The organism is Marinitoga aeolica (genome assembly GCF_029910535.1).
Classification (GTDB): domain Bacteria; phylum Thermotogota; class Thermotogae; order Petrotogales; family Petrotogaceae; genus Marinitoga; species Marinitoga aeolica.
In genome coordinates this window covers 1,329,570-1,353,669 of record NZ_CP069362.1, presented here as the reverse complement: position 1 = coordinate 1,353,669, position 24,100 = coordinate 1,329,570, and the positions used below count along the sequence as shown (strand labels likewise).

Annotated in this window: 21 protein-coding genes and 1 riboswitch; of the genes, 8 read left to right on the top strand and 13 right to left on the bottom strand. The window is 28.2% G+C overall.

What is annotated here, in order from left to right:
• Positions 1–8: 8 nt before the first annotated feature.
• The gene (locus JRV97_RS06365; protein WP_280997316.1) at positions 9–1,286 is read right to left on the bottom strand and encodes an ArsB/NhaD family transporter; all 1,278 of its coding nucleotides are present in this window, start codon (positions 1,284–1,286) and stop codon (positions 9–11) included.
• Positions 1,287–1,734: 448 nt separating this feature from the next.
• Entirely contained in the window at positions 1,735–2,712 is a 978-nt protein-coding gene (locus tag JRV97_RS06360; RefSeq protein WP_280997314.1) for a thiamine ABC transporter substrate-binding protein, read from the bottom strand.
• Between the two features lie 66 nt (positions 2,713–2,778).
• Positions 2,779–2,888: riboswitch (TPP riboswitch) on the bottom strand.
• 396 nt (positions 2,889–3,284) lie between these two features.
• On the opposite strand from JRV97_RS06360, the gene JRV97_RS06355 reads away from it, so the two are divergent.
• Together JRV97_RS06355 and JRV97_RS06350 are read left to right on the top strand one after the other, a co-directional pair.
• Positions 3,285–3,869, top strand: coding sequence for a TetR/AcrR family transcriptional regulator (locus tag JRV97_RS06355; RefSeq protein WP_280997312.1), 585 nt, complete (start codon positions 3,285–3,287; stop codon positions 3,867–3,869).
• A gap of 13 nt (positions 3,870–3,882) precedes the next feature.
• Positions 3,883–5,328, top strand: coding sequence for a radical SAM protein (locus tag JRV97_RS06350; RefSeq protein WP_280997310.1), 1,446 nt, complete (start codon positions 3,883–3,885; stop codon positions 5,326–5,328).
• A 111-nt stretch (positions 5,329–5,439) separates the two neighbouring features.
• Here the strand turns inward: JRV97_RS06350 and JRV97_RS06345 are convergent, their stop codons facing one another.
• From JRV97_RS06345 to JRV97_RS06295, 11 genes are all read right to left on the bottom strand, one after another.
• The gene (locus tag JRV97_RS06345; protein WP_280997308.1) at positions 5,440–6,660 is read right to left on the bottom strand and encodes a GAF domain-containing sensor histidine kinase; all 1,221 of its coding nucleotides are present in this window, start codon (positions 6,658–6,660) and stop codon (positions 5,440–5,442) included.
• Between the two features lie 124 nt (positions 6,661–6,784).
• Positions 6,785–8,176: a cysteine--tRNA ligase gene (gene cysS / locus JRV97_RS06340; RefSeq protein ID WP_407081576.1), complete on the bottom strand. Its 1,392-nt coding sequence runs from the start codon at positions 8,174–8,176 to the stop codon at positions 6,785–6,787.
• A 5-nt stretch (positions 8,177–8,181) separates the two neighbouring features.
• Positions 8,182–9,642 (bottom strand): glutamate--tRNA ligase, encoded by a 1,461-nt coding sequence (gene gltX / locus JRV97_RS06335; protein ID WP_280997304.1) that lies wholly within the window; start codon positions 9,640–9,642, stop codon positions 8,182–8,184.
• 2 nt (positions 9,643–9,644) lie between these two features.
• Positions 9,645–10,181, bottom strand: coding sequence for an NUDIX domain-containing protein (locus JRV97_RS06330; RefSeq protein WP_280997302.1), 537 nt, complete (start codon positions 10,179–10,181; stop codon positions 9,645–9,647).
• Positions 10,182–10,183: 2 nt separating this feature from the next.
• Entirely contained in the window at positions 10,184–11,329 is a 1,146-nt protein-coding gene (locus tag JRV97_RS06325) for a SpoIIE family protein phosphatase (RefSeq protein WP_280997300.1), read from the bottom strand.
• The gene (locus JRV97_RS06320; RefSeq protein WP_280997298.1) at positions 11,304–11,729 is read right to left on the bottom strand and encodes a cytidine deaminase; all 426 of its coding nucleotides are present in this window, start codon (positions 11,727–11,729) and stop codon (positions 11,304–11,306) included. Before JRV97_RS06320 ends, JRV97_RS06325 begins: the two co-directional genes overlap by 26 nt.
• Entirely contained in the window at positions 11,704–13,038 is a 1,335-nt protein-coding gene (locus JRV97_RS06315; RefSeq protein WP_280997296.1) for a hemolysin family protein, read from the bottom strand. The genes JRV97_RS06320 and JRV97_RS06315 overlap by 26 nt, the downstream gene beginning before the upstream one ends.
• Positions 13,039–13,049: 11 nt before the next feature.
• The gene (locus JRV97_RS06310; RefSeq protein WP_280997294.1) at positions 13,050–13,940 is read right to left on the bottom strand and encodes a YitT family protein; all 891 of its coding nucleotides are present in this window, start codon (positions 13,938–13,940) and stop codon (positions 13,050–13,052) included.
• Between the two features lie 3 nt (positions 13,941–13,943).
• Positions 13,944–15,080 carry a molecular chaperone DnaJ gene (gene dnaJ / locus JRV97_RS06305; RefSeq protein ID WP_407081575.1) on the bottom strand — a complete coding sequence of 379 codons (1,137 nt, stop codon included), beginning with the start codon at positions 15,078–15,080 and terminating at the stop codon, positions 13,944–13,946.
• A complete protein-coding gene (locus tag JRV97_RS06300; protein ID WP_280997290.1) occupies positions 15,080–15,745 on the bottom strand; it encodes a nucleotide exchange factor GrpE in 666 nt (221 codons plus the stop codon). The genes dnaJ and JRV97_RS06300 overlap by 1 nt, the downstream gene beginning before the upstream one ends.
• A gap of 12 nt (positions 15,746–15,757) precedes the next feature.
• Complete coding sequence (locus tag JRV97_RS06295) at positions 15,758–16,768, bottom strand: HrcA family transcriptional regulator (RefSeq protein WP_280997288.1); 1,011 nt, start codon at positions 16,766–16,768, stop codon at positions 15,758–15,760.
• A 114-nt stretch (positions 16,769–16,882) separates the two neighbouring features.
• Between JRV97_RS06295 and JRV97_RS06290 the strand changes: the two genes are divergently transcribed.
• The 6 genes from JRV97_RS06290 to JRV97_RS06265 are packed head-to-tail and all read left to right on the top strand — an operon-like array spanning position 16,883 to position 24,099.
• Positions 16,883–18,370 (top strand): UDP-N-acetylmuramoyl-L-alanyl-D-glutamate--2,6-diaminopimelate ligase, encoded by a 1,488-nt coding sequence (locus JRV97_RS06290; RefSeq protein WP_280997286.1) that lies wholly within the window; start codon positions 16,883–16,885, stop codon positions 18,368–18,370.
• Entirely contained in the window at positions 18,367–19,620 is a 1,254-nt protein-coding gene (locus JRV97_RS06285; RefSeq protein WP_280997284.1) for a UDP-N-acetylmuramoyl-tripeptide--D-alanyl-D-alanine ligase, read from the top strand. Before JRV97_RS06290 ends, JRV97_RS06285 begins: the two co-directional genes overlap by 4 nt.
• Positions 19,568–20,608 (top strand): phospho-N-acetylmuramoyl-pentapeptide-transferase, encoded by a 1,041-nt coding sequence (gene mraY / locus JRV97_RS06280; RefSeq protein ID WP_280997282.1) that lies wholly within the window; start codon positions 19,568–19,570, stop codon positions 20,606–20,608. The genes JRV97_RS06285 and mraY overlap by 53 nt, the downstream gene beginning before the upstream one ends.
• Complete coding sequence (gene murD, locus JRV97_RS06275; protein ID WP_280997280.1) at positions 20,605–21,912, top strand: UDP-N-acetylmuramoyl-L-alanine--D-glutamate ligase; 1,308 nt, start codon at positions 20,605–20,607, stop codon at positions 21,910–21,912. The genes mraY and murD overlap by 4 nt, the downstream gene beginning before the upstream one ends.
• Entirely contained in the window at positions 21,912–23,072 is a 1,161-nt protein-coding gene (locus tag JRV97_RS06270) for an FtsW/RodA/SpoVE family cell cycle protein (protein ID WP_280997278.1), read from the top strand. The genes murD and JRV97_RS06270 overlap by 1 nt, the downstream gene beginning before the upstream one ends.
• A complete protein-coding gene (locus tag JRV97_RS06265) occupies positions 23,062–24,099 on the top strand; it encodes a UDP-N-acetylglucosamine--N-acetylmuramyl-(pentapeptide) pyrophosphoryl-undecaprenol N-acetylglucosamine transferase (protein ID WP_280997276.1) in 1,038 nt (345 codons plus the stop codon). The genes JRV97_RS06270 and JRV97_RS06265 overlap by 11 nt, the downstream gene beginning before the upstream one ends.
• The last annotated feature ends 1 nt before the right edge of the window (position 24,100 follow it).

Genomic DNA, 24,100 nt, shown 5'->3' with positions numbered 1-24,100 from the left:
TAAAAACATTATATTTTTATTAATACATATAAATATAATGATGAAAGTAATAACCCTAAAATAGCTATTTTCATTCCAAGTTTCATAAAATCAAAAAACTTAATTTTTCTATTAAAATTACTTTCTATCATTCCAACAATAACCATATTTGAAGCTGCACCACTTATAGTTCCATTACCACCAAAACTTGCACCTAAAGCTAAAGCCCACCATAATAATTCACTATGAGGGAATGTTCCCATCAAAGCTCTAACTATAGGGATAAAAATCGTTACAACAGGAACTGCACCCATGAAAGCTGCTAAAAGACCCGCTCCCCATAATACTATTATTAATAAAACATAGGGATGAGAAGTAAAATTATATATCAAATTTGTTACATCTTCTATAACATGAACATCTTCAAGTGCTTTTACTATTGCAAAAAGTCCTACAAAGAAAAATAATGTATCCCATTCTACTTCACCTGAAATTTCATCAAAATCTTTTTTTGAAATCATAAGCATTACTGCTCCGCCTGTCAACGCTATTAATGCAGCTTCGTAATCCAAATACTCATGTATAAAAAAACCTAATATTACCAGTCCAAATACAAGTAAACCTTTTTTTAATAATGCATAATCTACAATAGCTTTTTTAGGATCGGCTTTCATTAAATTATCTAATTTCTTTTTTTCTATTACTTTTAATTCTTTATGAATGGATAAAAAATATATTATAGATAAAAAAAGTGCTATTAATGAAGGTATAGACATTATGAGTAAAAATTCCAAAAAGCTTGTTCCCGACGCACTACCAACTAAAATATTTGGAGGATCACCTATCATTGTCGCAGTACCACCAATATTAGCCGAAAATATCATAGGAAACAAAAATGTTTCCGGTTTAATCTCCATTTCTTGACATATATATATAATAACCGGAGAAAAAAGTATTAATGTTGTTACATTATCCAAAAAGCTGGAGAGAGTTGCAACTGCAAGCATTGTAAAAATAAATATGGATATTACATTTCCTTTCGACTTTCGAACAATATATATTGCTATTGCCTGAAACAAACCCGTTGTTTTAAGTATTCCTACAACAATCATCATTCCAAGAAGAATACCTAATGTATTAAAATCTATAAAATCCCCCACATTGGAAACACGTAAAGTTTCTGAAACTTTTACCAAAGAAATTAATAATCCCATACTAAAAGCAATTACTGCTTTATTTCCTTTTCCAAATATAATTAAATAATAAGTAAAGAAAAAAATTATTAGTGCTATGATTTTAGCAATCATATACTCCCCCCTATCACGCGTAATTAAATTATAGAAGATTATTAACATTATGTCAAGTAAACTTTAATTTCCAAACAAAAAACAGGCTACTAAAGTAGCCTGTCAAATTGTTGACAAAATAAAATATGAAAAAATAATATATAGATATATGAAATTTTCCGGAAGAATATAAAAGAAGTTGAATATATTGGGATTCAAAAATAAAATGAATGAAAACTCGAAGATTGCCTGAAAAAATTATGAATGGAGGTTTCCAAAATCACATGGATGTGATTTTGAGTGAAGCCGAGCATGGATGCGAGTCTGAACGGAAACCGGGAATGATTAATTTTTTCAGATTAGCAATCAAGCGTTTGAATGAGTTTTATTTTGATTCCAATTTCAATTATTTTATTTTAAACTTTGCCTACAAACTGAACAGGCTACCAAAATAGCCTGTTCAGTTTTATTATTGTAACATTATTTCTTCCCACTCTTCAAGCCATTTTTCCATATTTTTATTCATTTCTTCAGAAGATATTGTCACTATCTTTTCTGGAATAAGTGCATAATTAAAAGCTTCTGGCATTTTAACATTGGTTACAGGAAACATCCACTGATTTAATGGGACATTTTTTTGAAAATCATCAAATAATAAAAATTCTATAAATCTTTTAGCTAATTCTAAATTTTTTGTTCCTTTTACTATTCCAGCACCCTCTATTTGAACATATGCTCCTTCTTTTGGAATAAATGCTTTATATTTAGTTGATTTATAATAATAGTATGAATAAGCTCCATCCGTAGCATAGCTTACCATCATTGGTGCTTCACCAGATTCAAATTTTGCAAATGCTTCACTCCAACCAGGGGTTACAGTTAAAATCGCTGGTTTTAACCTTTTCCAGAAATCTTTCCATTGATCTTTATATACAGCAATAGTCCATAATAAAAATGCTTGACCTGTAGACGATGTTCTTGGATCTTCTATAATTAGTTTTTTCTTCATTTGAGTTAAATCTTCAAAACTTTTAGGTACAACATTTAATTTCTCTGGATCATAAACAATTGCAATTGCTCCATAATCATAAGGAATCAAATGATATGTTTTGTCATAAATCAAACTATTATTTTTAATTTTATTAATATTCAATGGCTTATATGGAATTACTAAATTTTCATTTATTGCTAAAACAGATAATGATTGGTCTAACCCAATTACTACATCAGCCTTTGGATTCTTTTTTTCAAGTTTTAACCTTGCTAAAACATTTCCACCATCGCCTAAAACAACAACATTCACTTTTACCCCATACATATTTTCAAACCTTTGAATAGTTCCTTTCTTTATCCAATCCAAACTGTCATAAACATATACAGTGAGAGTATTTGCCAAAACTGCACTAACAATTAAAATACTAATTAAAACCATCAAAACTTTTTTCATATATCTTACCTCCTTAAAAATTTTATAAAAAAATACGCCTTCCGGCATTGGAAGGCGTTAATTTATCTATTGTTAACTCCGCTCTCCCTACGCCGGTATTACCCGGATCAGGTGCTGGGGTCTAAGGCTTCCACCTTAATCTCAGCTCCGGCCTAGGAGCTCCCCCGGCGGTTCTACAAAATAATTATATCACTAAAAATAAGAAAAATCAATATATAACTCATTCAGATTATCGATAAAAAAATAACATATGGAACCGGTCAATTTTGTACGGATGCAAAATTGAGTGAAATCGAACTCAGAAAAACAATCAAGCGTCTGAATAAATTTTATTTTTAATTTCATTTTTATTCTTTATTATTTTTTAGTAACAGTTTTTTTGCTATTATGTTATATATTTGACTAACCAGTCAGTCAGTTTTTACACATTAGAAGATCTTTTATTCTTGGTATTTTTATAATCATAAAATATGACGGTTTAATTTTATGACTTTTTTTGTCATATTTGAAACGAAATGTAAAAAGTATTATAATATCATTGACTAACCAGTCAGTCATAGAGGTGATTATAAATGGTGGCAGATACAAAAAATAAGAAAAACGCATATAAAGAACAAAAGAAGAAAAAAATAGCAGAAAATGCTTTAGATTTGATTTTAAATAAAGGATTATCTCACTTTACTATGGATGATGTCGCCAGAGAAACTGGTGTATCAAAAGGAACATTATATCTATATTTTGATAGCAAAGATACATTAATTATAACCGCTTTTGGTATATTGGTAGAACGTTTAAAAAACTATATTAGTGCTCTTTTGCCAAAAGATACTCCCAAAGAGGAAAAAGCAAAAGCTATTATTAAATTATACTCAAAGATTATTAAGGAATTTCCTTCTGATGATCTTTTAAGACTTTTTGAGATTTTAATCAACTCTATTCACGATAAAAAGAGGCTAAAAGAACTCGGAGATTTATTTCATGATTATTATTCACAATTATTTGATTTATGGTCTGAATTTGTTCCAAATAAAACAACTGCTATTATATTACAGGCAATGATTGATGGGATTGGTATTTACAAATCTGTTGGTGTTGATTTTAAAGAAGGAGAATTATGTACATCTTTAGAATACATAATAGGAAAAATTATATCATAAAGGAGGGGTTTTTATGAAAATCCTTGACAGTATGAAAACCATGATGTTAAAGCAGGCATCAAAATTGGTAACTAACGTTGTAAGAAATTCTGATGTTGAAGATTTAGCAAAGTTATTAAGAACACTTTCCAACTTAGCAAAAGAACCAGCAAAAAGTGGTTTAAGAAAATTAGCAGAAGGTGCTGAAAACCGTGATCCAATGCTTGTTAACTGGTCAAATTTATTTAAAAGATCAAATCCTAAAGTTGTAGAAAAAGTTATTAATAATCTCATTATCAACGAATTTGCTATTGGTGAAAAGGTAAGGCAGGAAAAAATGCACGAACATAAAGTTGTATTACCTAAATTAGCAGTTATCAGTCCTACATATGCATGTAATTTAAGATGTGTTGGGTGTTATGCTGGATTATACGGACACAAATATCAATTATCCAAAGATGAATTATTTAGTGTAATTAGACAATTTAACGATTTAGGAATATACTTCTTCGTAATTACTGGTGGTGAACCATTTATTTACCCACATTTATTTGAAATGCTTGAAGAATTTAATGATTCTTATTTCATGATATATTCAAATGGAACATTAATAACAGAAGAAAAAGCAAAGAGATTAGCAGAATTAGGTAATGCAACACTTTCTATATCAGTTGAAGGATTTGAAGAAATGACTGATTGGAGAAGAGGTAAAGGAGTATTCAAAAAAGTATTAAATGCATGGGAATTATTAACAAAATACGGTGTAATATATGGAGCATCAGTAACAGCAACAAGGAAGAATCATGATTTAATAATGAGCGATGAATTCTGGCAATTCTTAAAAGATCATAATGTTGCATATGTATGGATATATCAATTTATGCCTGTAGGTATGGATGCAACCATGGATCTTGTTCCAACTCCAGAACAAAGATATGAAAGATTTGAAGTAACAGAAAGAGAAAGACTTGGTGGAGACTTTGCATTTGTTGCAGACTTCTGGAACCACGGATTCTTAACACATGGTTGTTTAGCAGCAGGCGCAAAATACTTGCACATCAATGCAAAAGGATATGTTGAACCATGTGTATTCCAACAATTTGCAGTTGATAACATAAGAGAAAAATCTATAATAGAAATATTAAAATCTCCATTCTTTGAAGCATATAAGAGAACAATACCATATTCAAATAATTTATTCAGACCATGTCCAATTATTGATAATCCAAAAGTATTTAGATCAATGGTTAAAAAATTCAATGCCATACCTCAACATCCAGGTAGCGAAAGAACAATTACAGTATTAGCTCCTGAGATAGATAAATTAGCAGAAGGCTGGAAACCATATGCAGATAAATTATGGTACGAAAGAGGTTATGCTGAAAAATATCCTTCCAAACGAGGTGTTTATAATTACGAAACAAGAATGAGAAGATATGCCGATAATGAAGAAAAATTAGCTCTTGATAAAAAAGGCTAATACTTAATAAAATCAGGAAGCTTAAAAAGCTTCCTGATTTTATTATAGACTGTTGACAAAATAAAATATGAAAAAACAATATGAGCGAATATTATTTTGATTATTTTATTATTAACTTATACGTTGTGGAAATCTAAGCTCTACTGTAGTACCTTTATTAATTTCAGAATTAATATGAATTCTTCCTTTTAGCTTTTCTATTAATTTTTTTACAATGGCCAACCCTAAACCACTACCAGGTTTATTTTTAGCTAATCTAACAAAAGGCTTAAAAATTTCTTCTAATTTTTCTTTTGGCATGCCTGGACCACTATCTTTTACAAGGATAATATACTCTTTTGTTTTTCTATCAAAATCTATATATACATTAACATATCCTTCATCCGTGTATTTTATTGCATTTCCCACTATATTTACCAATATTTGTTTCATTTTAATGGGATCTGTTTCTATCATTTCAGGAATGTTTTCGCCAAATTTAATATTCAATTCAACATCTGGAGACAACTGCGGTTCAACAATAGAGATTGATTCATATACAAGAAATTTTAAATGTAATTCATTGATATTCAATTCTTCTTCTCTATTTAATTTATTAAAAGTTGACAAATCTGAAATTAAAGAATTCATGTGTTTAGAACTTAAATATATTCTTTTTACAAGATCCACAACTTCTTCTTTAGAAAAATCCTCTTTCCCTCTTAATATACTCTCTGCATATCCTAAAATTGCAGTTAATGGAGTCCTTACTTCATGAGTAATAAAACTTAAATATATTCTATTTAATTCATTTGCTTTTTTCTCTTCATCACGTAAAGATTTTAATGTTAAAAAAGTAGAAGCAAAACTGCCAAATATTTTTAATGATTTTTTTGCGGTCTCACTGAATTTTTTTAATTGAAAATTATCTATGTATATGTGTCCTTTTATAGTATTTCCTACTTTTAATGGATATGCAAGAGTTATCATTGTTTCATGTTTTGCATGTAATACCTTTAAATTTTCTTTGAACAATCTTGATGGGCTTTTAAACTCTTCAAACGAATCAATCTCTATAATATCCATAGAATTCATATATTTATATATATATGAATCTTCAAGGGGAACAACAAGATTTTCGACAACATCATCATTATAATTATATCCCACCACCGCTTTATATAGCGTATTATCAATAAGCCAAATTGTTCCAGCTTCTGCTTCCGGAATACTTTCAATTGCAACAGATAAAAGTTTTTTCATAAATTCCTTTTCATTTTCTTCTCCTGTTAATTTTAATGATAATTCTGCCATTAGCTCAAAATTAGATAAAATATCATTTTCGCAGTTCATCACCCTACCTCCATTTTTCTATTTCTTTACAATTATAACACATTTTTTGCACTTGTCAAATTTTCAATGAAGTTTTTTTCATAAAAAACAAAAATAATCCCACCAAAAATTGGTGGGATTATTTTTAGTCAATTGTATATTTAGTTCCTTCTGGTGTATCTTTTAATGTTATTCCAATATTTTTCAATGTATCTCTTATATAATCACTTAATTGAAAATTCTTCTCTTTTCTTAAAGTATTTCTAACATCAATCAATATATTCATTAATTCTTCTGTCTTTAAAGCTTTTTCTTCTTTTGTTGGTAATTCAAAAATTCCTAAAACTGGCCCAAATTCATTTCTTATTAAATGATATGTTTCTAATACTCTTTGCTCGTTATTTTCATCAAATGCTTTATTTAGTTCGTTAACAAGATCAAATATTAAAGCTATAGCCTTAGGTGTATTAAAATCTGTGGCCAAATAATCCACAAATTCTTCTATTCTTTTCTTCATATATTCTGATTTTGGTATATATGGAACATGTTCTTCGTATTTTTCTTCCACTCTTTTTAATGCCTCATTTACTCTTTTAACGGCTTTCTTTTGAGCATTTAAACCCTCTTCTGTAAAATCAAGTGGTGATCTATAATGTTTAGATAATATAAATGTTTTTATAGTATCAGCGTCATATGCTTTTATCAATTCCCTTACCAACCAGATATTTCCAATAGATTTTGACATTTTTTCACCAGAAAATCTTATCATACCATTGTGCATCCAATATTTTGCAAATGTTTTTCCATGTCTTGCTTCTGATTGAGCTTTTTCATTCTCGTGATGAGGAAATATTAAATCATTTCCACCAGCATGTATATCAAATGAATCACCTAATAAACAATTAGACATAACAGAACATTCTATATGCCAACCTGGTCTTCCTTTACCCCATGGACTTTCCCAATATGGTTCTCCTTCTTTTGCAGCTTTCCATAATGTAAAGTCTAACGGATTCTTCTTTTTATCTGATATTTCAATCCTTGAACCTGCTATCATATCTTCAGGTTTTCTATGAGATAATTCTCCATATTTTTCAAATTTTGATACGTTAAAATAAACATCACCTTCAGATTCATAAGCAAATCCTTTATTTATCAGATCTTCAATGAATTCTATAATTTCTGATACATAATTTGATGTTTTTGGATGATAATTTGCAGGTCTAATTCTTAAATAATATGAATCCTTCCAATATTCAACTATATATCTCTCCGCAATTTCTTCAAAAGGAACTCCTTCTTCATTAGCCTTATTTATTATTTTGTCATCAATATCTGTAAAGTTCTGAACCATCGTTACTTTATATCCAGCGTATTCAAGAAATCTTCTAAAAGCATCAAAAACTATCATAGGTCTTGCATTTCCCACATGTATTAAATTGTATATTGTTGGACCACAAACATACATTCTCACATGATTCTTTTCTATAGGTTCAAAATCAACTAATTCCCCTTTTAATGTATCAAATATTTTTATTTTTTTCACCATTTTGCCACCACTCTTTCCAATCTTTGAAGGACTCTTGTCCTTCCAATTAAATGAATGGTTTTTACTAAATCTGGTCCTTCAAAAGAATTTGTCAAGATTTTTCTTAATGACATATAGAAAGGTTTTTTCTTAGGTTTTGCTTCTTTCATAGCTTCTTTAATATTTTTTAATATAGTTTCTACTTTCCAATCAGGATCATTTAATACCTTTTCATGTATTAATTTTATTGTGTTTTTTACACCTTCTGCATCTAAAAATTCTTTTAATTCTTCATCTTCAAGATCTACTTCAAAATCTTTTAAGAATATTTCCAATTTAGCAGGAATTTGAGATAAATCTTCAACAGATTCTCTTACAATATCGACTGCTTCTGTTACCCATTTTTTATTATTTTCAAATTGTTCTTCTGTTAATAGTTCTTTTTCCAATATAAATGGTTTTGATAATTTTACAATTCTTTCTAAATTTGCATTTCTTATATATACTCCATTCATCCATTTTAATTTTTCATTATCAAAAATAGCAGGACTTGAATTTACTCTGTTTAAATCAAAGTTCTCTATCATTTCTGATAATGGCATTATTTCTTTCCCTTCAGGGTGAGACCAACCTAATAATGCTAAATAATTTACCAATGCTTCTGGCAAATACCCTTTATTTCTAAACTCTTCTACAGATGTTGCTCCATGTCTTTTAGATAATTTTTTACCATCTGGACCTAAAATCATTGAGACATGTGCAAATTCTGGAACTTTAACCCCAAATGCTTCATATAATGCAACCTGTCTTAATGTGTTGGATAAGTGATCATCTCCACGAATAACATGGGTAATTTCCATTGTCATATCATCTATAACTACTGCATAGTTATATGTTGGTAACCCATTGCTTCTCATAATGATAAAATCACCTATAGCCCCTTCACCAAATGTAACTGGTCCTTTTATTAAATCATTAATAGAAAATGGTTTTCTTGGCATCTTAAAAAATACAACTGGATTTAAACCTTTTTCTTCAAATTCTTTTTTTCTTTCTTCTGTATTGTATGGTTCTAATAATTCATATGAATAATGTGGCGGTTTACCTTCTTTGGCTAATTTTTCTTTTATCTCTTCCATTTCTTCTGGATATACATATGAATAATATGCTTTCCCTTCATTAATTAATTTTTCTGTCATTTGTTTATATATATATGTTCTTTCACTTTGCCTATATGGACCATATTCCCCTTTTACATTAGGACCTTCATCCCAATCTAAACCTAACCATGTCAAAGCTTCAATCAATTGATTTTCTGATTCTTTTGTTGATCTCTCAATATCTGTATCTTCAATTCTTAATACAAACACGCCATTGTGTTTTTTTGCAAAAAGATAATTATATAATGCGGTTCTTGCTCCTCCTACGTGTAAAAATCCTGTTGGACTTGGTGCAAATCTTACCCTAACGCTCATTTTTATATCCCTCCTAGTAATTTAGCTCTTGTATATGCTGCTATTGTCTTAGCATCTGTTATTTCATTGTTTAATATCATTTTTTCAAAATCTGATATCTTTATTTTTTTTACCTCTAAAAATTCATCTTCGTCCAAATTCATTTTAGATTCTTCAAAATCTTTTGCCATGTATAAATGAATTACTTCATTAGAAAATCCTGGTGTTGTATGAATATATCCCAAATATGTCCATGTATTTGCCTTTTTCCCTATTTCTTCTTCTAATTCTCTCTTACCGCATTCCAACGGTTCTTCACCAGGTTCATCAAATTTCCCCGCTGGTATTTCCAACAGTTGTTTTCCAATCGGAAATCTATATTGTTCTACTAAATATATGCTATTATTCTCAATTGGCAAAATTGCAACCGCTCCAGGATGAACAACAAATTCTCTTGTAGATTCTTTCCCATTTGGCAATTCAACAGTTGCTTTCCTTACATCAAGCAAAACTCCTTTAAATACTTTTTCTTCATTTAAAACTCTTTCTTCAAAATTCATATTCATTCCTCCTGTTTTAATGCTAACACTGTTATATCATCATTTGGAAAATTCCAGTCAAGGTGGTTACTTATTTCTTCCTTTAATGTATCTATTATTTCTTTAATGTTTTTATACTCTTTTTCAACCATAATATTATGCAATTCTTTTTCAGTGAAATTTGTCATATCTAAAATTCCATCAGTATAAAATATAACAAACGTATCTTTATCAATTTCTCTTTTAAATATATTTATATTATTTTCGTTAATCAATCCTACTCCCAGCGGAAAATCAGTTCTGTTATCATATTCAATATTGTTGTTTTTTAAAAATATTACTTCTCTATGGGCTAAATTTACATATTCAATATTATTTTCTGATATTATAGAAAAAATACCTGTAAAATATCTACCATCAAAAAAATATTCCTTTACACTTTCTTCTAACTTTAATATTATTTCTTTTAAATCTGTCAGTTTATCATTATTTATTATTCTATCTATTTCTTGTTTAACAATTATAGATAAAAGGGCAGAAGTTACCCCATGTCCGGATATATCATATATATATGCAAAGATTTTATTGCTTGTCATAGGAATTATTTCAAGCATATCTCCGGAAGTATTATGCGATGAAATATATATATAGTCAAACACAATATTATTAATTTTCTTTATTTTTGGCAATAAATTTTTTTGAACATTTCTCGCTATTTTTAAATCCTTCTCATAGTTTTCCAATGTTTGTTTTAACTTTTTTTGAGTATTATAAAAATCAAGATGTTTCTTTACCCTTATTAAAATTTCATATGGATGAGCTGGTTTCACAATATAATCTGATGCTCCAATTTGAAAAGCTCTTTCTTTGGTGTTTAAATCATTTACTGCTGTGAAAAATATTATAGGAATATCAAAATCCCTTTTTATTAATTTTAATCTTTCACAAACTTTAATCCCACTCATTTCAGGTAATTTCTCTTCTAATATAACAACATTTGGCTCATACAATTGAGCCATTTTTATACCTTCTAATCCATTCTTTGCTTCATATACCTTAAACTCTTCGTTGAACTCCAATGCTTTTAAAATTTCATTTTCATTTGAAAATAAATATTTTAAGAAATAACGATGATCTTCATTTTCATCTATTATTAGTATTTTTATCATCTAATTCTTCCCCAGAAAAACCATATGGAAGCAGTTCTTCAACACTCATAACTTTGAAATCTTTTTTTAAATTTGTTAGTATAACCTCATCAACACCAAACTCCGCAATAACCTGTCTGCATGCACCACATGGACTTATTGGTTTTTCAGTATCACCAATTACAACTAATGTTTCAAAATCTTTTTCTCCCTCTGATATCGCCTTAAATATCGCTATTCTTTCTGCACACATTGATAATCCATAAGATGCATTTTCAACATTTGTGCCTGTGTATATTTTACCACTTTTTGTTATTAAAGCAGCTCCAACTTTAAATTTTGAATAGGGTGAATATGAATTATTTAAAGCTTCTTTGGCTTTTTCATATAATAATTCAACCTTCTCTTGATTTGTTTTCATTAAAATCCTCCTTAACGGTAATTTTAACCTTATCAATTTTATTTTTTGAAACAGAGACTATTTCAAAAATTACGCCTTCTAATGTAATCTTTTCCCCGGCTTTTGGAAATCTTTCAAATTCTTCTAATAATAATCCTCCTATTGTTTCAAAATCAGTTTCTGGTAATTCTAAATCCAGTTCTCTTTCTAAGTCATTAATTGGTGTTGTACCATTAACTAAATATATGTTCTTACCAAGTTTCACTATATTAATTTCTTCAGATACTATATCATATTCATCTAATATTTCTCCTGTTAATTCTTCTAATATATCTTCTAAAGTTACCAACCCTGCTGTTCCACCATATTCATCAACTACTATAGCCATATGAGTATGCTTTTCTAAAAACAGTTTCATTACATCTTTAACTTTCATGGTTACTGGAATAAATTCTACTTTATGCATAATATTTTTTATATTTATTTCTAAAACATCTTCATTTATACCCTCTTTTTCAAGAATTTTAAATACATCTTTCGCATAACAAACACCTATTATATTATCTATTGATTCTTTATATATCGGTATCCTTGAATATCCTTCCTCATTTATTATTTTGATCAATTCATTCAAAGTATCTTCTTCTGGTATAGCGATAATATCTACCCTGGGAGTCATTATTTCCTTTACAGAAATTTCTTTTAATTCAAGGCCTCTTTTCATTATAAACTTTTCATCTTTTTCTATAACTCCCTCTTCATGCCCAATATCAAGATAATTCATTATTTCATCTTCTGTTATAAAAGGAGCTTCACTTATTTTTTCACCACCAAATAATTTAATGAAAAAATTAGAAATATTTACCAGTAACCATATTATTGGTTTTAATATATAGGTTAAAAATGAAATTACAGGAAATACTATATTAAAAAATTTTTCCGTATTTTCTCTCGCATAAACTTTAGGCGTTATTTCTCCAAAAATTAATATCATCAATGTCAAAACACCAGTAACTATTCCTACCGCTTTCCCTGTATTTCCTGGTACCAATTCAATAATAAAAGCTGTTGTCAAAGAAGAAACCAAAATATTTACCAAATTATTCATTACAAGAATTGTAGTTAACAATTGATTAGGATGATGTAAAAAATGGTGAAGATTTTCTTTAGATTTTTCATCATCCTCACTTTCTATTAAATCCTTTATCTTCAACCTACTCATAGAAGTTAATGCCGTTTCTGATGCAGAAAAAAACGCTGATAAGAATAATAATCCCACTATTTCCAAAATCATAACAATAATATCCTTATAACTACTGGGGTCGTCCACAACTCAACCTCCTATCTTAACCTCTTAAATCCATAACCTAAAGTTTCCGAATTTGGGAATATACTTACAAATGCTTTATCATCAACATTTTTTATTATCCTTCTTAATTCTCCAATTTCTCTTCTTGTTAATACAACCATTAAAATTTTTCGCTCCTTTGATGTATATCCTCCTTCGCCCTCTAAAAAAGTAACGCCTCTATCGAGTTTTTCAAATATCATCTCTTTAATTTTATCATATTTTTCGCTTATAACCAACACTGTTCTTGTTGCCTCAAATCCTTCAACTACAGTATCTATCATTTTTGAAGTTACAAAGATAGTTATAACACCAAACATTGGAACAATTGGATTAATCAAAAATGCTGACATAGTGACCAATGTATCAACTAATAAAAGACCTTTACCAGTTGAAATATGAAAATATTTGTTTATTATCATTGCTATAATATCAGTACCTCCAGTAGAGGCATTTCTCCATATGACAAGTCCTATACCAATACCAGCTAAAACACCACCATAAATAGCACTTATTAATAACGGGTCAATATTAAAATTAGAATTTAATAGCAAAGACTTCATTTTCGAATCCAAATGCCAGACCTGTTCAAAATAGTCAATTGAAAATGACAATAGTAATGCTGCATAAATACTTTTAAAACCAAAACCTACGCCTAATAACCAAAATCCCAAAGCAAAAAGGATCACATTATAAATTAACATCTGTAATCCCAGCCACCATCCAAACAAACTTTTTAACACAATAGCGAGACCACTAACACCACCAGCAACTATAGAAAATGGATCAAGAAATAATACAATCCCCAACGCTGTTAATAATGTTCCAATTGTTATTATAATATAATTAACGGTCTCTTTTTTAAAATCAAATCTTTTTTCCAAAATTTATTCCCCCAGTCTTTTTAATTTAGCAATTTCTTTTAGTAGCTTCTTCTCCCTTAATCCTGGTTTTTTAATTTTAACATTTATCTTTACATATAAATCCCCAAATTTTCCCGTCCTAAAATCAGGAAGTCCATGCCCTTTTAAAACAAGAACTGTTCCAGGATTTGTTCCTTCTGGAATTTTTAATGTTGTTTTTCCATTTAACAATTCTAATTCTATAGTAGATCCTAACAAAGCCTGTACATAATCGATATCTACTGTAGTTTCTAAATTATTTCCATTTCTTACAAATTTTGGATGTCTTCTTACATTGACCTTAATTATCAAATCTCCTGCTGGCCCGCCATTTTTACCATCATTTCCTTTGTTTGGTATTCTAAAAGTATATCCGTCTTCTACACCAGCTGGAATTGTTATATCTATTTTTTCCCTATGTATTATTTTTCCACTACCATGACACACATCACATCGTTCATTTATTATCTTTCCTTCTCCATGACAGGTTGGACACTGATAATTTCTAACAAATACTCCAAAAAATGTTCTTTCTTCTTCCTTTATTGTACCAGTTCCGTTACACCTTGGACATGTTGTAAAGCTTGTCCCATTTTTTGCTCCAGTTCCATTACAAGCTTTACATACAGCATATCTATCGTATTCTATATGTTTTTTTATATTATTTAATACATCTTTTAAATCAACTGTAATTGAGAAAAATTTATCTTCTCCCTTTACTGGAGGTTTTGATGTTCTTTGCCTTCTTTGAGAAGCAGTTCCTCCACCCATAAACATATCAAATATATCAGAAAATGTTCCACCAAAATCTCCAAAATTACCAAATAAATCCTCAAATAAATCTTCAAATCCACCTCTTCCTCCACCTTGGCCCGGAGGTGGCATACCATTTTCTGGAACAAAACCAAATCTATCATAAAGAGCTTTCTTTTGAGGATCGCTTAATACTTCATATGCTTCCTGGATTTCTTTAAATTTTTCTTCTGCTTCTTTTTTATTTTCTTGATGTCTATCTGGATGCCATTTTTTGACCAATTGTCTATATGCTTTTTTTATTTCTTCTGGTGTTGCATTCTTAGAAACTCCAAGTATTCCATAATAATCTTTCTTCTGATTCAATATCATTCACCCCTTTCTTTTTCATCTATTTCTTCATCTTTTGATTCTTCTTTTTCTTTAACCTCTTCTTTTTTATTTAGTGGTTTTACAGCAACCTTTACCTTTGCCGGTTCAATTATTTTTCCTTCTAATTTTATTCCAGGTGACTCCAAACTATATATATGATATTCTTCTACTTCTTCTGTTTCTACCCTTTCAATAGCATCATGTTCAAAAGGATCAAATTTATCATTTTTATCTGGGGTAATAAATTCAACACCAATATTTTCAATTGTTTTAACAAAAGATTTATAAACCATTTCAACACCCTGTGCAAAAACATCAAGATTTTCTCTGTTATTCATTACAATTGAGAAATTTTTATATATTGGCAATAGTTGTTTTATTACATTTTCTTTTGCTTCTTTCTTTATTCTAACCTTTTCTTTTTGAACTATATCCTTATAATTCTCAAAATCTACTTTTAAATTAATAGCATAATTCTTTATTTTTTCATACTCCTCTATTAACTTCTCTTTTTCACCTTTTTGATTTTCCAGTTCTTTTTTCAATTCTTCTATCTCTTTTTTTAAATCTTCCATATCTTTATCTAATTCCTTTTCTTTGTTTTTTACATTTTTATTCTCAACTTCCATCTTCTTTTCTTCCTTCTTCTTTTTCTGTGGCATTAAAATCCCTCCTTATAGATTTTTTGATATTATTTTAGATAATCTGGAAGTGTATTCATTTAAAATAGTATATATCCTCTTGTAATCACTATATTTGAAGGTTAAAAGTGCAACTTTCCCTAATGGATTTGCATTATGACAATATGACGTTTCAATCATTATAAAGTTCCTCAATTCATTAATACGAAATTCATTTCCTATTGTAGCTTTTATTTCAATATCAAAAGGCTTTAGGGATAATAATTGAACTTTCATTTTATCTTCTTCTACTATCTTAGATAGAAAAACTATCTCTTTTGTGTTAAAATATCCTGAAGAGATAACTTTTGCCAATCCATTTACAATAAATTTATTTCTAAAAAATTCTTCTGCCAGTAAAAATACAAGATTATATAAATTCATTAATCTAATGTCTTGTTCTTTTTCTATACTTTTTGATTTTATAATATTAATAATTTCATTCATTGACTTTCCAACTAACCCATCATTTAATATTTTTTCAAGTTCTTTAGGAGATGGGAAACCATATTTTTCAACAGTTCTTGTAATAGATAATCCTAAATTCGTCATTAAAGTTATTTGATAAAAATCATTTGTTAAATCCGAAACTACAGCTCTTGTTATATATATATATCTTGAATCCGGTAATTCCAAAATAACCAAACTATTGGTTAACTCAGAAAGCATTTTCGAAAACTTATCAAACATAATATTTATATCATAGAATTTATAATCCTGTGGCAATTCGATATTCTTGCTTTTAACAGAAAAACTCTCTTTTATTGCCTCAAAATATAACCTCAGTGCTTTATCTGTAGGAATTCTTCCTGCACTTGAATGTGGCTGAAATATCAAATCAAGATGCTGCAATTTCTGCATATCATTCCTGATAGTTGCAGAACTAACACTTAAATTAGACTTTTTTAATATTTCTGATGAGCTTATAGGTTTTTTTTCTTTTATAAAATTCTCTATTATAGAAAATAAAACCTTTTTTTGTCTACTACTCAGTTCTTTTGGCATTTTATCACTCCTTTTTTTTGAGTGCTAATTATATGATAACATAAAAAAAGGGTTGTAAAAAATTAATTATTGGTGTAAAATTAGTTAAGAAATGATATATGGGAGCGTGATATTATGATTGGCCATAAGATTATTGATGTATTGGGTAACTTGATAATTGAATACAATTTCCCTCTGGAAAAAGAATATACATTCTTTACCAATAATACAAATAAAATAAAACCGGGATCGGTTTTTGTTTGTATAAAAGGAACTTATTTCGATGGCCACGATTTTATAAAAACTGCTATAGAATTCAAAGCCGCTTTAATTATTGCTGAAAACCCTAAAAAAATCCCACAATCTCATCCATATATTTTGGTTAGTGATACAAAAAAGGCTTACGCATTGCTTAATTATGCATATTATAACATAAACTTTAATGATTTTAATATTATAGGAGTTACTGGAACAAATGGTAAAACAACAGTAATATCTTTAATTCATTATGTTTTGACGCAAGCAAAAGAAAATAGTTCTTTGATGAGTACAGTTGGTATTAAACTTGGGAATGAGTTGTTGTATGAGCCTTATAACACCACACCAGGTGTAGATGAGATTGCAAAAATTTTAAGCCTTTCCAAAGAAAGGTCCATAAAAAATATTTGTCTTGAAGTTTCATCACATGCTATAGATCAAAAAAGAATATATAAAATTCCTTTTTCTATCGCAATTTTAACAAATATAACAAGAGATCATCTTGACTATCATAAAGATTTTAAAGAATATAAAAAGACAAAATTATCTTTATTCAAACAGCTAAAAAACACAGGCTATGGAATCATCAATTTAGACTGCATAAATTTAAATGAAGTTCCGTTAGAGAAAGATAATATTATAACTTATGGTTTCAATAAGGTTGCAGATTATACTATATCAAATGTTGAATATAACAATGCTCAAATGAGTTTTATTATAACAGAACCTGACGGAACAGAAAATAAAATCCACACACATTTAATTGGTGAATATAACGCACAAAATATTACAGCTGCATTTATAGCCTTAAAATTAATGAAAATAGACAACGAAACAATAAGACATGGTCTTTTAACATTCAATGGTGTTCCGGGAAGATTTCAACTGGTTGAAAATACAAGGGATATTGAGTATAAAGTATATGTTGATTTTGCTCATACTCCAGATGCTTTAGAAAAAGTTTTAAAAAGTGCCAGAAAAATCACAAAAGGAAGAATTATTCTTGTGTTTGGTGCCGGAGGTGCTGCTGACATTGGTAAAAGAAAAATAATGGGTGAAATTGCTTCCAGATATAGCGATTTAATCGTAATTACAGATGATGATCCCAAAGATGATGACCCAGATGAAATAGTAGAACATATATTAGAAGGAATCGATAAAGAAAAAACATTTATAGTTATCAGAGATAGAAAAACTGCTATAAAAGCGGCAGTTAGTTTTGCTTCAAGGGATGATATCGTTATTATAGCAGGACGAGGACATGAAAAATTTCAATTATATGAAAACGGCAAAAAGATACCTTTCAATGATTATGAAGTTGCATATGATATTATTCAGAAATTTAGAAAGGTGATGAAGAGATGAATAATCATTATGAAATAGATTCGAGAAATGTTAAAGAAGGAGATATTTTTATTGCTATTAATGGAGAACGTAATAATGGCCATGACTTTGTTAATGACGCTTTTAGCAAAGGCGCTAAAAGCGCTATAGTTGAAGAAAAAAGAAATTATATAAAAGATGTCATTTTAGTGGATAATGTAATTAATTACATAAACGATATTTCCTCAAAATATCTGAAATCACATTCTAAAATCAGAATAGGCATTACAGGTTCAAATGGAAAAACTACCACAAAGTTTTTCCTTTTTCATTTATTATCATATGGATTTAATGTTTTTACAACAGAAAAAAATTATAATACTGAGATAGGTATTCCTTTAAGCATACTAAATAATTACAGGAATGAGCCAGTTTCAATTTTAGAAATGGGATTAAGAAAAGAAAATGATATAGAATATCTTTCTAAATATTATAATCCAAATGTTTCCCTTATTCTTAATATAGGTAGTTCACATTTGGAATTTTTTAAAACAAGAGAGAAAATTGCAGAAGAAAAATTAAAAATTTTGTCACATAGCGAAAAACCAGGTATTGCATTCATTAATGGTGATGAACCATTATTGAATATAAAATATCCTTCAGATATTAAAACTTTTAAATTTGGTGAAAAACCCGAAAATGACGGATATTTAATTGATTTTGAATATTTAAATGGAAATACGCGAGCTTTTTATAATATTTATGGTGAAAATTTAATGCTTACTTTCAACGGAATATGGAATAAGGGTCAATTATTAGATGCATTAGCTGCTTTAATGGTTTCATTATACTTCGAAATACCATTAGACCCTTTTTATATTTCAAGTTTTAGATTACCGGAAAAGAGATTTAATTTAAAACAATATAAGGATTCGATTATTATAAATGATGCCTATAATGCCTCAAAAGAAGCTTTTTTTGCCGCTTTTGAAAGTTTTAAAAAAATGGAATTCGATAATAAAAAGATATTATTAATGGCAGAGGTTTTAGAAATTGGAAAGCAAAGTTATGAATATCATAAAGAAATAATTGAAAAGGCTAAAGAATTTTTTGATGAAATTTATTTTTACGATCCAAAAGAAAAATTTGATTTTAAAGATGTGTATTTTATAAAAAACAAAGACGATGTTTTTAGAGTTTTAAATACACCAAAATCTTTTATTTATGTTAAAGGGTCTAATGGCACCGGCTTATGGAGATTCGTCGAAGAACTTTTTAATAATAAAACTTAAAGAGAAAATAAATTATAAAAACATCAAGGAGGAAGAAATGTTATTACCGATATCTCTCATCATTATCTTTATTGAATTTTTATTATATCCAAAATATATCAATTGGGCAAGAAAAAAACAATTTGGACAATATATCCGTCCCGAAGGACCAGATCTTCATGGGTACAAGCAAGGAACTCCAACAGCTGGTGGTATTATATTTATTCCGGTAATTGCTATTTTAAATTTTATAGGTTTTATATTTTTAAAAGATGTTGTATTTTTATATATAGCTATTTCCGCATTATTATTTAGTTTTATAGGTTTTTTCGATGATTTTAAATCTATATTAAAAAAAGAAGCTATGGGACTAACTCCAAAAGGAAAATTAATATTACAGATATTATTTTCAGTGATATTATATTTCCTTTTTTTCAAGTTTTCTTCTCCTTTTAAACTAAATATTCCCTATATAAAAAATACTTTTGAGATTAACTCCATAATATACTTTATTTTATATATTTTTCTTTATACTGGATTTTCTAATGCAACAAATCTCACAGATGGTCTTGACGGTTTGGCTGGTGGTACATTTACAATTTCTTCTATATTTACAATATTAATAGCTATATTATCATTTAATGCGCCAGTATATTTACTATTTTCAATTGTACTTCCTATATCAATTTTTCTTATTTTTAATGCAAAACCTGCAAAAATCTTTATGGGAGATACTGGTTCTTTAGCTCTTGGCGCAATTTTAAGTGCTTTAACCACATATTATCATATTGAACTTTTTTTATTATTTACTGGCTTTATATTCATCATTGAAACCTTAAGCGTTATTATTCAAGTAATATCATTTAAAATAACTGGAAAAAGAGTCTTTTTAATGTCACCCATACATCATCATTTTGAATTAAAAAAATGGCCGGAGGAAAATATTACATTTAGATTTATTATTATTAACTTAATATTTTCTATAATAGCTCTTGGAGGTATATTATGAAAATCTGTCTCGTAGGATATGGTATAAGTAATGAAGAACTTTTAAAAAATATTCTGATATACGAAGATGATGAAATATGCGTAAGTAATAATAAAGGTTTTTCTGATAAAGAAATTCTGTTTTTTAAAAATAACAATATTTTGTATGAAGAAAAACATGGAGAATTATTAAAAAATTCTGATCTGGCAATAATCAGCCCTGGTATAAATCCTAAAAGTCTTCCTATAAAAATTATAAAAGAAAATAATATTCCATATACTACAGAAATTGAATATGCCTGGGAAAAAATAAAAATGAAAAACCCTAAAGCTATTTTTATAGCTATTACAGGAACAAATGGAAAGTCTACAACTACTAAATTAATAGGTCATATATTAAAAAATACATATAATACATTTATTGGAGGAAATCTTGGAACCCCTCTTTCGACTGCTGAATTTAACAAAGAAATATATGTAGTTGAAGTTTCCAGCTTTCAATTATTCTGGAGCAAAGAATTTACTCCAGAATTTTCTGTTTTAATAAACCTAATGCCAGACCATTTAGATTGGCATTCTTCAATTGAGGAATATTATAACACAAAAATAAATTTAATCTTAAAAAGTATTAATACCGAAGGGCTTGGTTTCGTTAATTCAAATCTCAAATCCTATTTTGATTTTAATAATAAAAATCTATTTTTCTTCGGGGAAAACGGTGACTATTTATGGAATGATAACATGATAAAAACAAAAAATAATATTAACATAAAAATAAAAAACGAATCGTTAAAATTGGATATATATAAAGAAGATGTTTTAGCTGCTGTGGCAATATCTCTAAACCTTGGCATATCAAAAGAATTAATTGAAAAAAATATAGAATCATTTAGAACATTAGAACACAGATTAGAATTTGTTGGAGAATATAAAAATATAAAATTTTACAATGATTCAAAAGCAACAAATGTACATGCAGCATTTTCTGCATATAAATCTTTTAGAAATAAAAATTATATTGCTTTATTGTCTGGGCGCCCTAAAAATGAAGATATGTCCGACTTTTTAAATGAATTGCAAAAAAACGCAAAAAAAGTTATCGTTTTTGGAGAAATGGTTATGGAAGTAAAAAAATACCCTTTTTTTACAAATTATATTATAGAAAAAGATTTAACTGCTGCGTTTAAAAAAGCTGTTTCGTTAGCTGATAGAGATGATTGTATAATATTATCACCTGCAGGTGCAAGTTATGACCTTTTTAAAAATTACAAAGAACGAGGAAAAGCCTTTAAAGAAGAAGTGTACAAGCTAATGGAGATGATATAGTGAATAAAAATAAAGTATTAAAAAATAGAATTATCTTATTCATAATCACAGTTGGAATGGCTTTGACATTGGGTACATTTTTTGTTTATAGTTCTTTAAAAGCTATGGAATACACTTTTTCATCAGTGCAAATTGATAAAATGTTTCAAAAACACATTTTTACAATATTATTATCATCATTTTTAGGATTCATAGCTTTTGTTTTATCCAAATTCATTACAAAAAGCAAACACTTTATGAATTTACTCTTTATATTTTTTACAATGTTATTGGTTTTGGTTCTAACTCAAACACCTATAAATGGCACGAAGCGCTGGATAACATTATTGGGTATTCAAGTTCAACCATCTGAGTTTATGAAATTATTTTTGCCATTATATTTATCCTGGTACTATTATAAAATCAAAGGAAAAAAATCTAATTTTACTTTTGGAATTATAATTCCTATGTTTATTATTTTCCTGGAAGTTGGATTAATATTTCTAGAACCTGATTTAAGCGCGTCTATTCTAATATTTATACTTTCAATACTTACAATTTATGTAAATGGCGTAAAAAATATACATTTTTATTTGACTATAGCTTTAATAATAATATTAGGGATATTTATTATAACAAATACTGATTTTTTACAGGGATATCAAAAATCCCGTTTAGAAAAATTCTCAAATAAAGAGGAAAATTACCAGCTTCAACAATCTCTCGACGCTATAACCAATGGTGGTTTGTTTGGTTCTGGAACCTTTATTGGTGAGGAAAAATACACTGTTCCATATTCATACAGTGATTTTATTATAGCTGTAATTGGTGAAGAATGGGGGAAAATAGGTATTATAATGGTTATTACATTATATTTCTTAATTTCGAGGGAATTGATTCTAATATCTCATTATATTAGAAATTCTGCTGCTCAAAATTTTATGGTAATTTTTGCATTCTGGATATTTTTCCAAAGTTTTATTAACATTGGAGTTTCTGTTGGCATGTTACCAACCACAGGAGTTACACTCCCATTAATGAGTTATGGAAATTCATCATTATTAATAACTCTTGTTTCAATTGGCTATATCATGGGTATGATTTACTATGAAATTATAGAAGAACAACCAACTGATGAAATTGAAAATGAAAAAAAGGTGGAAAATACTGATGAAGTATAATATTGTTGTGTCAGGTGGTGGTACCGGTGGACATTACTATCCTGCTTATTCAGTTATCAAAGAATTAGAAAACAATATAGATTTTAATTTAACATATTTTACTATATACAACAGATTGGATTACTTTAAAGTGCCTCAAGATTTTCCAGAAGCTACACATATCCCATTAAGGGTAAAAGGCTTAATAAGACCTTTGTATTCAATAAAAAATATCAGCATATTATTAAACACATATAAAAATTATTTGAAAGTAAAAAAAATAATGAAAAATAACAGACCTGATTTTGTTATATTAACTGGAGGGTATGTTACCGTTCCTGTAGGATTAGCTGCAAAAGATCTAAAAATTCCTATATTTATACTTGAACAAAATAAAATTATGGGAATAGCTAATAAAGTTTTAAGTAAATATGCAAAAAAAATATTTTTAACCTTTAAAAATACAATTGGAAATAAGTATCCAGAAAAAAGTATAATTAGCGGAAATCCTTTAAGAGTTCCAAACACCATTAACAGAACAAAATTACTGAAAAATTTAAAATTTGATGATAACAAACCATTAGTTACTGTATTTGGCGGAAGTCTTGGCTCAGATTTTATTGATAATCTAATGATAGATGTTTACAATCACATTAACGACATTAATTTCTTACATATTTCAAAAAATTTAAAATCACAGTGGAGTAATGTAAGAGTTTTTAAATATTTAGATAATTTAACTGAATACCTCTCTATTAGTGACATGGCAATCAGCCGTGGAGGAGCAACAAGTTTATCAGAGATTGACTTTTTTGAATTACCTGCTATAATTATACCGTGGGGAAATTCAGCAGAAAATCAACAATTTTTAAACGCAAAGAGTTTTAATAAAGAAAATATACATATATTTACTGAAAATGACATAAATTCAAAAGATATAATTGATATAATATCTAATGTACATAAAAGAAAAGATTATATTATAAAAAAGGAAAACCCTTCAAAAATTATTACAAAAACTATTTTAGATTCATTAGGAGGCGCCTAAA

What these genes read in the sequence shown, in the direction of transcription:
- JRV97_RS06295 (WP_280997288.1), bottom strand. Translation starts at nt 16,768, where the DNA reads ATGCCAAAAGAACTGAGTAGTAGACAAAAAAAGGTTTTATTTTCTATA.
- gltX (WP_280997304.1), bottom strand. Translation starts at nt 9,642, where the DNA reads ATGAGCGTTAGGGTAAGATTTGCACCAAGTCCAACAGGATTTTTACAC.
- JRV97_RS06300 (WP_280997290.1), bottom strand. Translation starts at nt 15,745, where the DNA reads ATGCCACAGAAAAAGAAGAAGGAAGAAAAGAAGATGGAAGTTGAGAAT.
- JRV97_RS06365 (WP_280997316.1), bottom strand. Translation starts at nt 1,286, where the DNA reads ATGATTGCTAAAATCATAGCACTAATAATTTTTTTCTTTACTTATTAT.
- JRV97_RS06325 (WP_280997300.1), bottom strand. Translation starts at nt 11,329, where the DNA reads ATGATAAAAATACTAATAATAGATGAAAATGAAGATCATCGTTATTTC.
- JRV97_RS06345 (WP_280997308.1), bottom strand. Translation starts at nt 6,660, where the DNA reads ATGAACTGCGAAAATGATATTTTATCTAATTTTGAGCTAATGGCAGAA.
- JRV97_RS06265 (WP_280997276.1), top strand. Translation starts at nt 23,062, where the DNA reads ATGAAGTATAATATTGTTGTGTCAGGTGGTGGTACCGGTGGACATTAC.
- JRV97_RS06290 (WP_280997286.1), top strand. Translation starts at nt 16,883, where the DNA reads ATGATTGGCCATAAGATTATTGATGTATTGGGTAACTTGATAATTGAA.
- JRV97_RS06320 (WP_280997298.1), bottom strand. Translation starts at nt 11,729, where the DNA reads ATGAAAACAAATCAAGAGAAGGTTGAATTATTATATGAAAAAGCCAAA.
- mraY (WP_280997282.1), top strand. Translation starts at nt 19,568, where the DNA reads ATGGCACCGGCTTATGGAGATTCGTCGAAGAACTTTTTAATAATAAAA.
- JRV97_RS06355 (WP_280997312.1), top strand. Translation starts at nt 3,285, where the DNA reads ATGGTGGCAGATACAAAAAATAAGAAAAACGCATATAAAGAACAAAAG.
- murD (WP_280997280.1), top strand. Translation starts at nt 20,605, where the DNA reads ATGAAAATCTGTCTCGTAGGATATGGTATAAGTAATGAAGAACTTTTA.
- JRV97_RS06350 (WP_280997310.1), top strand. Translation starts at nt 3,883, where the DNA reads ATGAAAATCCTTGACAGTATGAAAACCATGATGTTAAAGCAGGCATCA.
- JRV97_RS06330 (WP_280997302.1), bottom strand. Translation starts at nt 10,181, where the DNA reads ATGAATTTTGAAGAAAGAGTTTTAAATGAAGAAAAAGTATTTAAAGGA.
- JRV97_RS06360 (WP_280997314.1), bottom strand. Translation starts at nt 2,712, where the DNA reads ATGAAAAAAGTTTTGATGGTTTTAATTAGTATTTTAATTGTTAGTGCA.
- JRV97_RS06285 (WP_280997284.1), top strand. Translation starts at nt 18,367, where the DNA reads ATGAATAATCATTATGAAATAGATTCGAGAAATGTTAAAGAAGGAGAT.